Source organism: Microbacterium sp. NPDC057944 (genome assembly GCF_042887445.1).
GTDB classification, from domain to species: Bacteria; Actinomycetota; Actinomycetes; order Actinomycetales; family Microbacteriaceae; genus Microbacterium; species Microbacterium natoriense.
The window spans coordinates 123,595-137,287 of record NZ_JBHVPJ010000003.1; the positions used below are offsets into that span (position 1 = coordinate 123,595).

General features: G+C 70.2%; 13 protein-coding genes. 12 read left to right on the top strand and 1 reads right to left on the bottom strand.

From position 1 onward, the window contains the following. Nucleotides 1–9 precede the first annotated feature (9 nt). From ACFVRO_RS17755 to ACFVRO_RS17765, 3 genes are read left to right on the top strand one after another with little or no spacing between them, the layout of a single operon-like run. Nucleotides 10–843: a purine-nucleoside phosphorylase gene (locus ACFVRO_RS17755; RefSeq protein ID WP_105675320.1), complete on the top strand. Its 834-nt coding sequence runs from the start codon at nt 10–12 to the stop codon at nt 841–843. Continuing rightward, a complete protein-coding gene (locus ACFVRO_RS17760) occupies nt 840–2,510 on the top strand; it encodes a phospho-sugar mutase (protein WP_386954800.1) in 1,671 nt (556 codons plus the stop codon). The genes ACFVRO_RS17755 and ACFVRO_RS17760 overlap by 4 nt, the downstream gene beginning before the upstream one ends. Nucleotides 2,511–2,529: 19 nt before the next feature. Continuing rightward, nucleotides 2,530–2,796 (top strand): HPr family phosphocarrier protein, encoded by a 267-nt coding sequence (locus ACFVRO_RS17765; protein ID WP_146114333.1) that lies wholly within the window; start codon nt 2,530–2,532, stop codon nt 2,794–2,796. A 3-nt stretch (nt 2,797–2,799) separates the two neighbouring features. Here ACFVRO_RS17765 and ACFVRO_RS17770 read toward each other — a convergent pair whose 3' ends face one another. Beyond that, nucleotides 2,800–4,722, bottom strand: coding sequence for a BglG family transcription antiterminator (locus tag ACFVRO_RS17770; RefSeq protein WP_386954803.1), 1,923 nt, complete (start codon nt 4,720–4,722; stop codon nt 2,800–2,802). A gap of 165 nt (nt 4,723–4,887) precedes the next feature. On the opposite strand from ACFVRO_RS17770, the gene ACFVRO_RS17775 reads away from it, so the two are divergent. The 9 genes from ACFVRO_RS17775 (at nt 4,888) to ACFVRO_RS17815 (ending at nt 13,689) form a co-directional block, all read left to right on the top strand. Next, nucleotides 4,888–5,205: a PTS sugar transporter subunit IIB gene (locus ACFVRO_RS17775; protein ID WP_105675328.1), complete on the top strand. Its 318-nt coding sequence runs from the start codon at nt 4,888–4,890 to the stop codon at nt 5,203–5,205. Further along, nucleotides 5,202–5,483, top strand: a complete 282-nt coding sequence (locus tag ACFVRO_RS17780; protein ID WP_105675330.1) for an HPr family phosphocarrier protein — start codon at nt 5,202–5,204, stop codon at nt 5,481–5,483. The genes ACFVRO_RS17775 and ACFVRO_RS17780 overlap by 4 nt, the downstream gene beginning before the upstream one ends. Beyond that, nucleotides 5,480–7,147, top strand: a complete 1,668-nt coding sequence (ptsP, locus tag ACFVRO_RS17785; RefSeq protein WP_386954806.1) for a phosphoenolpyruvate--protein phosphotransferase — start codon at nt 5,480–5,482, stop codon at nt 7,145–7,147. The genes ACFVRO_RS17780 and ptsP overlap by 4 nt, the downstream gene beginning before the upstream one ends. Before the next feature lie 11 nt (nt 7,148–7,158). Then, the gene (locus tag ACFVRO_RS17790; protein WP_386954809.1) at nt 7,159–8,766 is read left to right on the top strand and encodes a PTS mannitol transporter subunit IICB; all 1,608 of its coding nucleotides are present in this window, start codon (nt 7,159–7,161) and stop codon (nt 8,764–8,766) included. Nucleotides 8,767–8,829: 63 nt separating this feature from the next. Beyond that, nucleotides 8,830–9,261 (top strand): PTS sugar transporter subunit IIA, encoded by a 432-nt coding sequence (locus ACFVRO_RS17795; RefSeq protein ID WP_105675336.1) that lies wholly within the window; start codon nt 8,830–8,832, stop codon nt 9,259–9,261. Further along, on the top strand, nt 9,261–10,418 hold the full coding sequence (locus ACFVRO_RS17800) for a mannitol-1-phosphate 5-dehydrogenase (protein WP_386954811.1): 1,158 nt from the start codon (nt 9,261–9,263) through the stop codon (nt 10,416–10,418). The genes ACFVRO_RS17795 and ACFVRO_RS17800 overlap by 1 nt, the downstream gene beginning before the upstream one ends. Before the next feature lie 93 nt (nt 10,419–10,511). Next, the gene (locus tag ACFVRO_RS17805) at nt 10,512–11,804 is read left to right on the top strand and encodes a flavin-containing monooxygenase (RefSeq protein WP_386954814.1); all 1,293 of its coding nucleotides are present in this window, start codon (nt 10,512–10,514) and stop codon (nt 11,802–11,804) included. Further along, nucleotides 11,801–12,742: a bile acid:sodium symporter family protein gene (locus tag ACFVRO_RS17810; RefSeq protein ID WP_344011180.1), complete on the top strand. Its 942-nt coding sequence runs from the start codon at nt 11,801–11,803 to the stop codon at nt 12,740–12,742. Before ACFVRO_RS17805 ends, ACFVRO_RS17810 begins: the two co-directional genes overlap by 4 nt. Beyond that, entirely contained in the window at nt 12,739–13,689 is a 951-nt protein-coding gene (locus ACFVRO_RS17815) for an SDR family oxidoreductase (RefSeq protein WP_386954817.1), read from the top strand. Before ACFVRO_RS17810 ends, ACFVRO_RS17815 begins: the two co-directional genes overlap by 4 nt. Nucleotides 13,690–13,693 lie beyond the last annotated feature (4 nt).

The following is a 13,693-nucleotide window of genomic DNA, read 5'->3' on the forward strand; positions in this document are numbered from 1 at the left end:
AGTGGATCCATGCCCGAGATTCACAGCAACCCCCTCGACGACCCCACCGCGAACCCGTTCGAGGTGGCGGCGACCGCCGCCGCCGACATCGCGCGGCTGAGCGGCGTCGAGAAGCACGACATCGCCCTCACCCTCGGCTCCGGATGGGGCAAGGCCGCCGACATCATCGGCGAGACGGTCGCGACCATCCCGGCCACCGAGGTCACCGGCTTCTCCAAGCCCGCCCTCGAGGGCCACGTCGGCACCCTGCGCAGCATCCGCACCCCCGACGGCAAGAACGTCCTCGTCATCGGCGCGCGCACCCACTACTACGAGAAGCACGGCGTCCGTCGCGTCGTCCACTCCGTCCGCACCGCCGCGGCCACGGGGGCGAAGATCATGGTCCTCACCAACGGCGCCGGCGGCATCCGCGAGACCTGGAAGCCCGGCCAGCCCGTGCTCATCAGCGATCACATCAACCTCACCGCCGACTCCCCTCTCGAGGGTGCGACCTTCGTCGACCTCACCGACCTGTACTCGACGCGTCTGCGCGACATCGCCAGGACCATCGACCCCACCCTCGACGAGGGCGTCTACACGCAGTTCACCGGTCCGCACTACGAGACCCCCGCCGAGGTGCAGATGGCGAAGCACATGGGCGGCCACATCGTCGGCATGTCCACCGCCCTCGAGGCGATCGCCGCCCGCCAGGCCGGCATGGAGATCCTCGGGTTCTCCCTCATCACCAACCTGGCCGCCGGCATCCAGAAGACGCCGCTCAGCCACGCCGAGGTCATCGAAGCCGGTCAGCTCGCCGAGCCGGTGATCACCAAGCTGCTCGCCGACGTCATCGAGGCGCTATGAGCGAGGAGCTTCTCGCCACGGCCCGTGCCTGGCTGCGTCAGGACCCCGACGCGCAGACGCGCGACGAGCTCGCGGGCATCGTCACCCGCGCCGCGAGCGGCGACGAGGCGGCAGCCGCCGACCTGGCCGACCGCTTCGGCGCCCGGCTCGCCTTCGGCACCGCAGGGCTCCGCGGCGAGCTCGGAGCGGGCAGCAACCGGATGAACCGGGTGCTCGTCGCCCAGGCCGCCGCGGGATTCGCCGCGTACCTGCGGGAGAGGGCCGATGGCCGCACGCCGACCGTCGTGATCGGCTACGACGGCCGCCGCAACTCCCGGGTGTTCGCGACGGATTCCGCCGAGATCTTCGCCGGGGCCGGCCTGCGCGCGATCCTGCTCCCCCGTCTGCTGCCGACGCCCGTGCTCGCCTTCGCGGTGCGCCGCCTCGGCGCCGACGCCGGGGTCATGGTCACGGCGAGCCACAACCCGCCGAACGACAACGGCTACAAGGTCTACCTGGGCGGCGAGAATCAGGGATCGCAGATCGTCGCCCCCGCCGACGCGGAGATCGCCGCGCACATCCAGCGGATCGCGGATGCCGGCGATGTGAAGGCCCTTCCGCGGTCGTCGGCGTACGAGACGGCCGGTGAGGACGTCGTGACCGCGTACGTCGAGGCCACCGCGGCCGTCGCTCCGGCGCCCTCGTCGGCGACCGGTCTGCGCTGGGTCTACACCGCGATGCACGGCGTCGGATGGGAGACGCTCTCGCGCATCCTCCGCGTCGCCGGCTACCCGCAGCCCATGGTGGTCGGCGAGCAGCTCGACCCCGACGCGACCTTCCGCACGGTGTCCTTCCCGAACCCGGAGGAGCCGGGCGCGATGGATCTGGCGTTCGCGCGTGCACGTCGCGTGCAGGCGGACTTCATCCTGGCGAACGATCCGGATGCCGATCGCCTCGCCGTCGCGATCCCCGATGAGACCGCCGAGGGCGGCTGGCGTCGCCTCACCGGCAACGAGGTGGGGCTGCTGCTCGGCGCCCGTGCGGCACGCGCGGCGGCCGGAACGCCCGGCGCGTCCCTCGCGTGCTCGCTGGTGTCCTCCCCCGGCCTCGGCGCCATCGCGGCGCATCACGGACTGGACTTCCACGAGACGCTCACGGGGTTCAAGTGGATCTCCCGCGCACCGGGGATCGCCTTCGGATTCGAGGAGGCGCTGGGCTACCTCGTGAACCCGGAGACCGTCCGCGACAAGGACGGCATCTCCGCGGCGATCGCGATCCTCGGCCTTGCCGCGGAGGCGCGCGAGCGGGGTGCGACCATCGCGACGCTCCTCGCCGAGCTGGGCGAGACCTACGGGCACTTCGCCAGCGGCCAGGTGTCGGTGCGAGTCGACGACCTCTCCGTCATCGGCAACGTCATGCTCTCGCTGAGGACGCTACCGCCGACCCAGATCGGCTCGCACGCGATCGCCTCCGCCGAGGACCTGCTCCGTGCCGCACCGGGGGCACCCTCCGGAGACGTGCTGCGCTACCGGCTCGCCGACGGGTCGCGCGTCATCGTGCGCCCGAGCGGCACCGAGCCGAAGCTCAAGGTGTACATCGACGCGAAGGGCGACACCGCCGACACGGCGGCGCAGGCCGTCGCCGACCTCGAAGCGGGAGTCCGCGCGCTGCTCGGAGACCGCTCCTGAGCTGCCGGCGGTGGTGACGATGCAGACCAGGCGGATCACGATCAGCGCCCACAACGGCATCCACGCGCGCCCTGTGGCCGAGCTGGCACGGCTGGCGATGTCGTCCGCGCACCCCGTGATCGTCCGCACGGCTGCGGGTGCGGAGGCCGACCTGAGCAGCGTGCTCGCGGTGATGGACCTCGCGCTCGGCGAGGGCGACGTCGTCGAGCTGGAGACGGCGGATGCCCCGGCATCCGCCGCTCTCCTCGACTCGATGGCGGCCGTGCTCGACCCTCGAGACCGGTGATCGTCAGCCGTCGATGACGGAGACGAGCTCATCGAGGAACGACTCGAACGTCGTGCCCCTGCGGACGATCCTCTGCACGCTCTCGCGTTCGCTGAAGACCTCGACGAGCTGCTCGAACACGGTCTGGAATGCAGCGCGGTCGCTCTCGCTGAACGCGGCGAGGGCGACCACCTGCACGCGGCCGTCGCCCCACGCCACCGATCCGTCGGCGACGCCGATCGCGATCGCGGTGCGGGTCGCGGTCATCTGCAGCGCGTGCGGGACGGCGAGCGCGTCGGTGAACGCCGTGGACGACATGCGCTCGCGCACGATCGTGTTCTCGACGTAGTCCTCGCCGATCAGTCCGCTGCGCACGAGCCGATCGCCGAGGCGGCGGATGATCTGCTCCTCGCCCTCGTCGGGGAGAGGGTGCACGAACGCCTCGGCGTCGAAGTAGCGCGACAGCTCCTCGCGGAGCCTGTTGAGACGCCTCGCTCTCCTCAGCCTCGCCGCCGCCTGCTGCACGCGTTCGGCGTCGGTGTCGGAGAAGAACGGGTGGATGCGGACGAACCGCTCCCCCGCGATCCCCGGCTCGATCGTGCTGAGGACGAGGTCGGTCCCGAAGGACGCCCAGTCGGGGTCGACGCTGGTCACGACGCTGGTCACCTCGATCGAGGACCCCAGCGATCGGTCGACGCTGGAGCGGAGCAGCTCGTGCAGCTCGTAGTAGCCGGGGCAGACGATGGTCGCGGTGAGGATCGACGCCGCCGCACGGCTACGTTCCAGTCGCCCGCCGACGTGCATGGCGATGTAGGCGATCTCGTCGTCGTGGATGGGCGATCCCACCCGGTCGTGCAGCCCGCTCGCGATCGAGACCGCGACCTCGAAGATCATCGGATACGTCGACTTGAGCGACCGCGTGAGCGGGTTCCGCGACAGCGCCTGCGTCTCCGCGCGGCGGAGCAGATTCTGGATGTGCAGCGCGAGCCGGAGCACGAAGGTGTCATCGACGAGGTCGAGCTGGTACTCGGATGCCGCCCGCTGCAGCTCCTCGCGCACGGCCCGCTCGACGCGCGGCTCGACGCCGCTGCGTGCGACGTCTCTGGTGGCCGTGTCGCCGGGTGCGACGACGCGCGTGAGCACGAGCGAGGCCAGGTGGGCGCTGTCGCCGTCGCCGAGCGGCACGCCGAAGTGCTCCTCGGCGAGCCGGGCGAGGACTCTCCCGACCTGGGGGATCTCGTCACGGACTCCTTCCGCCTCCGCGGCGAGCGCATGCCCCGCCGCGACGCGGTCGGCCGCGATGGCGATGTGCAACAGCACGTCGGAGATCGCGAGCTCGTTGACGAAGTAGCCCAGCGCTCCCAGTTCGTCGACCAGCGCGGACTTGAACGGCCCGACAGCACTCGCGTCGACCGCGTTGCCGACGAGCGCGGTGCGGAAGACCTCGGGGTGGAAGGACGCGGCATCCGACTCGTCGTGGGCGAGCCGGCTGATCAGGCGGCGCCTCGCCTCCTCCGAGCCGCGGAGCCTCACATGCTCGCGGTCCCGCTCCAGGGAGAGCCCTGAACCGTCGAGAAGGCCGCGCACCCTGGTGAGATCGGCCTCGAGCGTCGCCTCGCTGACGTGCAGCCGATCTGCGGCCTGGAAGACGTCGATTCCCCCCGCGTCGTCCAGGAGCATGCGCACCACGGCGTGCAGGCGATGCCGTGGGGTGCTCTCGGCGCCCGTGCGCGTGCGGAGAGCATCACGTGCGGATGCCCCTGCCCGGTAGCCGGCGGGACCCGACTCGACGGCGTCCGCGCCGGTGACTCTCGCGTTGAGAGCCGCCACGTAGGAGCGGATGCTGCGCGGAGTGACGCCGACCTGATCGGCGAGACTCGCCGCCGTGACCCAGGTGTCATGACGGAGCAGGGTGGTGAGGAGCTGGTCCTGGCGCTGGCGCGACATGTTCCTCCGATCCTCACTCGCGGGTGACGGCCCTGTCCCGCGCATCCCATGATGTCAGCATCCGGGGAGCGAAGGGCGGAAGGCGACGTTCCGCGGGGGCGGAAAGGTTCGTGTTGGCCACGCGCCCCCAGCGGCTCACAGACTGTTCTCAGGAAGGCGGAATCAATGAAGATCCTCGTGATTTGCGGTGCGGGCGCGTCGAGCACCTTCGTCGCGCAGCGCCTTCGCCGCGCAGCCGAGGCTGCGGGGCTCGACTGGGAGACCTCCGCGGGCACCGCTCAGGCGGTCACCGAGTCCAGCGCCGACCTGATCCTCGTCGGACCGCACCTGAAGGACCGCGCCGCCGATCTGCAGGAGGTCCTGCCGATGCCGGTCGCCGTGCTCCCCGACGACGTCTTCTCCGACCGCGACGGGCGCCGCACGCTCGCGCTCGTCCGCGCCCTCCTCGCTGACAACCGCACCTCTTCGGAAGGAAGATCATGACCGCCACACGCACCGTACGGATCGGCTCATCCCACGGCCTGCACGCCCGCCCCGCGAAGTTGTTCGCCCAGGCGGCGAAGGACTCGGGCATCGCCGTCACGATCGCGAAGGACTCGGGCAAGGCCGTCAATGCCGCCAGCATCCTCGGGGTGATCGCCCTGGCGATCGAGTTCGGCGACTACGTGACCCTCACCGCGGACGGCGAGAACGCCGAGGGTGTGCTCGACACGCTCACGGAGCTGCTGACCACCGACCACGACCAGGAGAGCGCCGGATGACCGAGCTCAGAGGAGTCGGGATCGGCCTGGGCGTCGCCCAGGGCCCCGTGGTGCGCATGACGGAAGCCATGCCCGCGCCGCAGAACACCACGAGCACCCTCGGCGCGGACGCCGAGCGGACGCGCGCCCGCGAAGCCGTCGCCGCCGTGGCGCAGGAGCTGACCGCCCGAGGCGCGACCGCAGGAGGATCGGCGCAGGAGGTGCTCGAGGCCCAGGCGATGATCGCCGAGGACCCGACCCTCCAGGACGAGATCGACGAGCGGCTGAACGCCGGCGGCACCGCCGAGTGGGCTGTGCACGACGCCTTCGCGGGCTTCAGAGCGACTCTGGAGGCCGTCGGCGGCTACCTCGGCGAGCGCGCCGCAGACCTCGACGACATCGCCCAGCGGGTGCTCGCGCGGCTGCGCGGGGTCGACGCCCCCGGCGTGCCCGACCCCGGTCACCCCTTCGTCCTGGTCGCCCGCGACCTCGCTCCCGCGGACACCGCTCTGCTCGACCTGGAGAAGGTGCTCGCCCTCGTCACGTTCGATGGCGGGCCCACGTCGCACACGGCGATCCTGGCCAGGGAGAAGGGCATCGTCGCGATCGTCGGCGCCGCGGCGGCCGCAGACCTCGCCACCGGCCAGACGGTCATCGTCGACGCCGCCGCCGGGATCGTCACGGCCGACCCGAGCGACGAAGAGAAGACGCGCGCCGCCGAGCGCGCCGCCGCACGCCTCTCGGCGGATGCGGCACCATTGACTCCCGGCGCCCTCGCCGACGGCACGCGCATCGCGCTGCTGGCGAACCTGGGAAAGCCTGCAGACGCGGCCGATGCCGTCGCGCGCGGGGCCGAGGGCGTCGGGCTCTTCCGCACGGAGTTCCTGTTCCTCTCCTCGGCGCAGGCTCCGACGATCGCGCAGCAGCGCGAGTCCTATCGGGAGCTGCTCGCGGCGTTCCCCGGCAAGAAGGTGGTCGTGCGGATGCTCGACGCCGGCGCCGACAAGCCGCTGGCGTTCCTCAACGACTCGCACGAGGAGAACCCCGCACTGGGGCTTCGCGGCCTGCGTGCACTGCGCGCCAGCGAGGACATCCTGCGCGAGCAGCTCACGGCTCTCGCGGAGGCGGATGCCGAGACCGACGCCGACCTCTGGGTCATGGCGCCGATGGTCGCCACCGTCGAGGAGACCGTGTACTTCACGACCCTCGCGCGTGAGTACGGGCTGAAGACGGCGGGAGTGATGGTCGAGGTGCCGGCGAGCGCGCTGCTCGCCGATCGGGTCCTGGCGCACGCGGACTTCGCCTCGATCGGCACGAACGACCTCACGCAGTACACGATGGCCGCCGACCGCCTGCTCGGTTCGGTGGCGGGCTTCCAGGACCCCTGGCACCCCGCCGTGCTGCGCCTCGTCCGAGAGGTCGGCGCCGCCGGCTCCCGGCTGGGCAAGCCCGTGGGGATCTGCGGAGAGGCCGCGGCCGATCCGCTGCTCGCCGTCGTGCTCATCGGCCTGGGAGCGACGAGTCTCTCCATGGCTCCGTCGGCCCTGGCCGACGTCCGCCGCATCCTCGCCACCCGCACCCTCGACGAGGCGCGCAGCCTCGCCGAGGCCGCCCTCGCCGCAGACGATGCGGCATCCGCCCGAACCGCCGTGACCACCCTCACGGCTACCCTCCCTCAACACTGAAAGAGACCATCATGACGACGACGTCACCCGCTGCCACAACGCGCAGCCTCCGAACGGGCGTGCAGCGCTTCGGCACGTTCCTCTCGGGCATGATCATGCCGAACATCGCGGCATTCATCGCCTGGGGCTTCATCACCATGCTCTTCATCGCAGTCGGGTGGTTGGGCAACTGGCACCCGGTGTCCGACATCCTCGGCGGGTTTGGAAACGCCGACCTCATCGGCTGGCAGGGAGCGATGACGGCGCTGGCGACGACCGAGGACGGCACGACCTTCCCGCAGTACGTCGGGTTGGTCGGCCCGATGATCACCTACCTGCTTCCGCTCCTCATCGCCAACACCGCCGGCCGCATGGTCTACGGCGAGCGCGGGGGCGTCGTGGCGACGATCGCCACGATGGGCGTGATCGTCGGCACGAACATCCCGATGTTCCTCGGCGCGATGATCATGGGGCCCCTCGCCGGGTGGCTCACCAAGAAGATGGACAAGATCTGGGAAGGCAAGATCAAGGCCGGCTTCGAGATGCTGGTGAACAACTTCTCCGCGGGCATCCTCGGAATGCTGCTCGCGATCGCGGGGTTCTTCGCCTTCGGGCCGATCATGATCGCGATCAGCTCCTTCCTCGGCGGCATCGTGGACTGGCTCGTCGGCCACAGCCTGCTTCCTCTGCTGTCGATCATCGTCGAGCCGGCCAAGGTCCTGTTCCTGAACAACGCGATCAACCACGGCGTCTTCACCCCGCTCGCCCTGCAGCAGGCCGAGGAGACCGGCAAGTCCATCCTCTTCCTCATCGAGGCGAACCCCGGGCCCGGTATCGGACTGCTGCTCGCATTCACCTTCTTCGGCATCGGGGAGGCGAGGGCTTCTGCTCCGGGCGCGGCGATCATCCAGTTCTTCGGCGGCATCCACGAGATCTACTTCCCGTACGCGCTCAGCAAGCCGATGACGATCCTGGCGCTGATCGCCGGCGGAGCCACTGGTGTCACCACCAATATGGTCCTCGGTGGCGGGCTCTCGTTCCCTGCGGCTCCCGGGAGCATCATCGCCGTGTTCTTCGCGGCATCCAATCCCGCCGCCGGCGGCGTCGGCAACGTGCTGATCGTGCTCCTGTCCGTGCTGCTCGCCGCTGCGGTGACCTTCCTGCTCACCGCAGTCATCCTTCGGGCCTCCCGTAAGCGGGATCTCGAGGCCGAGGACAACTTCGGCGCAGCCATCGCCCAGACCGAGGCGAACAAGGGCAAGTCCTCGGCGGCGATGGACGCGCTGCGCGGCGCCACCGCCTCCGCGACGTCCGAGTCCTCGACGACCGCGACGCTCACCGCTCCGATCTCGAAGATCGTGTTCGCGTGCGACGCCGGAATGGGGTCCTCCGCCATGGGCGCGAGCGTGCTGCGCAACAAGTTCAAGAAGGCGGGCATCGAGGACCTCACGATCATCAACCAGGCGATCGCGAACCTCGATGGCACGGCCGATGTGGTCATCACCCAGCAGCAGCTGACCGACCGCGCGAAGGCGCAGTCCCCGAACTCGCTGCACGTCTCCGTCGACAACTTCATGAACTCTCCGAAGTACGAAGAGGTCGTCGAGATGGTCCAGGAACAGCGCGCCTCCGACGCGTGACAGACCGGCGGGGCGGATGCTGCGGCACCCGCCCCGCCACCACACACTCAGAAAGGAATCACCATGAGCGTTCTCACCCCCGGACAGGTCCGCATCCACGCAGGGTCCGTCTCGCAGGAGGCGGCTCTCCAGGAGGCCACCGACATCCTCGTCTCCGTCGGCGCGGTGACGCCCGCCTACGTCGATGCGATGCGTCAGCGCGAGGAGACCGTGTCCACGTTCATGGGCAACGGCCTGGCGATCCCGCACGGCACCAACGAGACGAAGGACGAGATCCTCGCCTCGGCCCTGTCCGTCGTGCGCTACGACGGCGGAGTCGACTGGGCGGGAGAGCAGGCCAACTTCGTGGTGGGCATCGCCGGCAAGGGCGACGAGCACCTCGAGATCCTCTCCCAGATCGCGATCCTGTTCTCCGATGACGACGAGGTCGCGAAGCTCGCGGCGGCGCAGACGGCCGACGAGCTCTACGCCCTCCTCTCGGCGGTGAACGCCTGATGAAGGCGGTCCACTTCGGCGCGGGCAACATCGGCCGCGGATTCGTCGGACTGCTGCTGCACGACGGCGGGTACGAGATCGTGTTCTCCGACGTCGCCGACGAGCTCGTCGACGCGATCAACGCGACCTCGGAGTACACCGTGCACGAGGCCGGCCCCGGCGGAGTGGATCACGTCGTCACCGGCTTCCGGGCGGTCAACAGCCGTCTGGACCCGGATGCCGTCGCCGACGAGCTCTCCACGGCGGACGTCGCGACCACCGCCGTCGGCCCCACGGTGCTGCGATTCGTGGCTCCGTCGATCGTCGCGGGGCTCCGTCGCCGCAACGCGGACGCTCCTCCGCTGCAGATCATGGCCTGCGAGAACGCGATCGGCGCCACCGACCAGCTGCGCGCGGAGGTCGAGAAGGCCGCGGGGACGGATGCCGCGGAGCTCCTGGCGAAGGCCGTGTTCGCGAACACCGCCGTCGACCGCATCGTGCCCGCTCAGGCGCCGGGGCAGGGCGTCGACGTCACGGTGGAGCCGTACGTCGAGTGGGCGATCGAGGCGGGGCCCTTCGGCGACTCCCGTCCGTCGATCCCCGGGGCGCATTTCGTCGACGATCTCGCTCCGTACATCGAGCGCAAGCTCTTCACGGTCAACACCGGCCACGCGGCGACGGCGTACTTCGGCGCCCGCGTCGGCGCCACCTCGATCGCCGCGGCGCTGGCGGATCCCGATGTGGCGAGAAGCGTCGAAGCCGCCCTGGAGGAGACGTCTGCCGTCCTGACGGCCGAGCACGGGCTCGACCCGGCCGATCTCGCCGCGTACCGGGCGAAGATCCTGGAGCGGTTCCGCAACCCCGAGCTGGAGGACAGCGTCGACCGCGTCGGTCGGCAGCCGCTGCGCAAGCTCTCCCGCCACGAGCGCTTCATCGGCCCCGCCGCGATGGCGAGCGAGCGCGGCCTCTCCACGGCGGGGCTCGTCGCCGCGGTGTCGGCTGCACTCGAGTTCGTCGAACCGGCCGATCCGCAGGCCGTGGAGCTGCAGCAGAGGCTGCACGATGAGGAGGCCACGGCACTGACCGCCGAGGTCACCGGACTCGATCCCGAGCATCCGCTGTTCCGCTCGGTCCGGGATGCCGTGATCGCCCGCCAGGGGCAGCTCGGCGTCGTCTAGAGACTTCCTCCTGTGCTCCGGCCGGGGCGGTGCGATACGGTTGCGATCGATTCACCGGACCCGACCGGAGCACAGCGATGTGCAGGGAGACTCATGAACACGTACGCCGTCATCGGCGCGGGGCCCTCCGGCCTCGCCGCCGCCAGAGCCCTGACCAGCCGTGGAATCCCGGTCGACGGCTACGAGGCCTCGCACGGGGTCGGCGGCCTCTGGGACATCTCGAACCCGCGCAGCACCATGTACGAGTCGGCGCACCTCATCTCCTCCCGGACGACGACCGAGTTCGCCGAGTTCCCGATGCGCTCGGACGTCGACTACCCGGGCCACCGGGTGCTGCTCGAGTACTTCCGCGAGTACGCCGAGCACTTCGGGCTCACCGAGCTCTTCCGCTTCGAGACCAGGGTCACGCGTCTCGAGCCGCGTGACGGCGGCTGGGATCTCACCGCAACGGGGCCAGACGGGACGAGCACCCGCTGGTACGCGGGAGTCGTCCTCGCGAACGGCACCCTCGCCGAGCCGAACGTGCCCGCCTTCCCCGGCGAGTTCACCGGGGAGATCCTGCACACGAGCGCGTACAAGAGCGCGGCGCAGCTCTCCGGCAAGCGCGTGCTGCTGATCGGGGCGGGCAACTCCGGCTGCGACATCGCCGTGGATGCCGTGCACCATGCGGCATCCGTCGACATGAGCGTCCGCCGCGGCTACTACTTCGTCCCGCGCTACCTCTTCGGCAGGCCCAGCGACACGCTGAACCAGGGGCACCCCCTCCCCGCGCGCATCAAGCAGGCCGTCGACACCCGCGTGCTGAGGGCGTTCACGGGAGACCCCGTGCGGTTCGGATTCCCGAAGCCCGACTACCGCATCTACGAGTCGCACCCGATCGTGAACACGCTGATCCTCAACCACCTGGGGCAGGGCGATCTGCGCGTCCGTGCCGACGTCGAGCGGTTCGACGGCCCGGTCGTGCGCTTCCGCGACGGGAGCACCGGCGAGTACGACCTGGTGATGCTGGCGACCGGCTACACGCTCGACTACCCGTTCGTCGACAGGACGCACCTGCACTGGCGCGGCGCCTCGCCGCGTCTGTTCCTGAACCTGTTCCCCGCCTCGTTCAACGGCCTCTACGTGATGGGCATGGTCGAGGCGTCGGGCATCGGCTGGCAGGGGCGCTACGAGCAGGCCGATCTGCTCGCCGCCTACCTGGAAGCCGTCGAGACCGACCCCGCGCGCGCCGCGCGGTTCCGCGACCGCGTGACGGGCTCACCGTGGCCGGACCTCACCGGCGGGTACCACTACCTGGGCCTGGACCGCATGGCCTACTACGTCAACAAGGACGCCTACCGCGGCGCCGTCCGCCACGAGAAGGACGCGCTGGAGGCGGGAGCATGAACGTCGACGACGTCGTGCTGACGTTCTCCCCCGGGTCCCTCACCATCCTCAACATCGTCCTGGGCCTCATCATGCTGGGCATCGCACTGGACACCTCCCCCGAGGACTTCCGGGTCGTCGCCAAGCATCCGAAGCCGTTCGTCATCGCGATCCTCGCGCAGCTGCTCCTGCTTCCCATCGCGACCTTCCTGCTCACCCTCGTGCTTCCCGTGGCGCCGTCGATGGCGCTGGGGATGCTGCTCGTGGCCTGCTGTCCGCCGGGCAACATCTCCCAGGTCCTCACGCACCGCTCCGGGGGCAACGTCGCGCTGTCGGTGTCACTCACCGCGGTGGGCAACCTCGTCTACATCGTCGCCATGCCCCTGAGCATCACGTTCTGGGGGTCTCTGCACCCGACGGCCCGCACGCTGCTCCGCTCCGTCGAACTCGACCCGTGGCGGATGCTCGTCGAGATCCTGCTGATCGTCGGTCTGCCGTTCGCGGTCGGGCTCCTGATCCGCGCGAAGCTCCCCGCCCTCACCCGACGGGTGCAGCCCTTCGTGAAGTGGTTCAGCCTACTCGCCCTGCTCGGCTTCATCCTCGTGGCGCTCGTGGGCAACTGGGCGGTCTTCGTGCAGGTGCTCGGGATCATCCTGCTCGTCGTCACGGTGCACGACGCGGTGGCACTGGCGCTCGGCTACGGCACGGCCGTGGTCGGCGGACTCGGCACCCGGGAGCGCAAGGCCATGACCTTCGAGGTCGGCATCCGCAACGCCGGTCTCGGACTCGGACTCGTGTTCCTGTTCTTCGACGGTCTCGGTGGCATGGCGATCGTCGCGGGCTGGTGGGGCATCTGGGACATCATCGCCGGCCTCGTGGTCGCCGGTCTCTGGGCCCGGCACACGAAGCGTCGAACCGGCTCCGCCACCGGAGACGCGACGCTGAAGGCGGCGTCATGAGCCGGGTGCTCATCACCGGGGGCGGCGGGTTCCTCGGGTCGCACGTGGCCGCGGCTCTCGCCGCTCGCGAGGACGTCGAGCTCGTCGTCTCCGCCGATGTCCGCGCGGGAATTCCGCGCGACGGCATCGTCGACGAAGTGCTGGACGTCACGGATGCCGACGCGATCGCGCCCGTGCTGCGGGCGCACCGGATCGACACGGTGGTGCACCTCGCCGCCATCGTCAACCCCGGACGCGACGTCGAGCTCGAGTACCGCGTCGACGTGACCGGCTCCGCCCAGGTGCTCGCGGCCTGCGTCGAGACCGGTGTGCGCCGGATCGTCGTGTCCAGCTCCGGGGCGGCCTACGGCTACCACCCTGACAACCCGGACTGGATCGACGAGGATCAGCCGCTGCGGGGCAACGACGCCTTCCCGTACTCGCGGCACAAGCGCCTGGTCGAGGAGATGCTCGCCTCCTACCGAGACGCGCACCCTGAGCTGGAGCAGGTGGTGTTCCGCATCGGCACCATCCTCGGTCCGACCGTGCGCAACCAGATCACCGCGCTCTGGGACGGCCGGCGCCTCCTGCGCATCGCCGGCTCCGACTCTCCTTTCGTGTTCGTCTGGGTCGACGACGTAGCCGCAGCGATGGTGCGCGCGGCGACGGACGGCCCTGCCGGGATCTTCAACGTCGCCGGAGACGGACGGATGACGGTGCCCGAGATCGCCGCACGACTCGGCAAACCCCTGCTGGTGCTGCCCGCCTGGGCGTTGTCGGCCGCCCTGCGGATCGGAAGGACGCTGCGGCTCACCGAGCACGGCCCGGAGAAGGTGCCATTCCTCCGCTACCGTCCGGTGCTGGCCAACGCACGGCTGAAGGATGTCTTCGGGTTCGCTCCCTCACGTACGTCGGCGGAGGCTTTCGAGGAGTATCTAGCGACGCATCCGGGGGTCGCTCGCCGCTGACGAG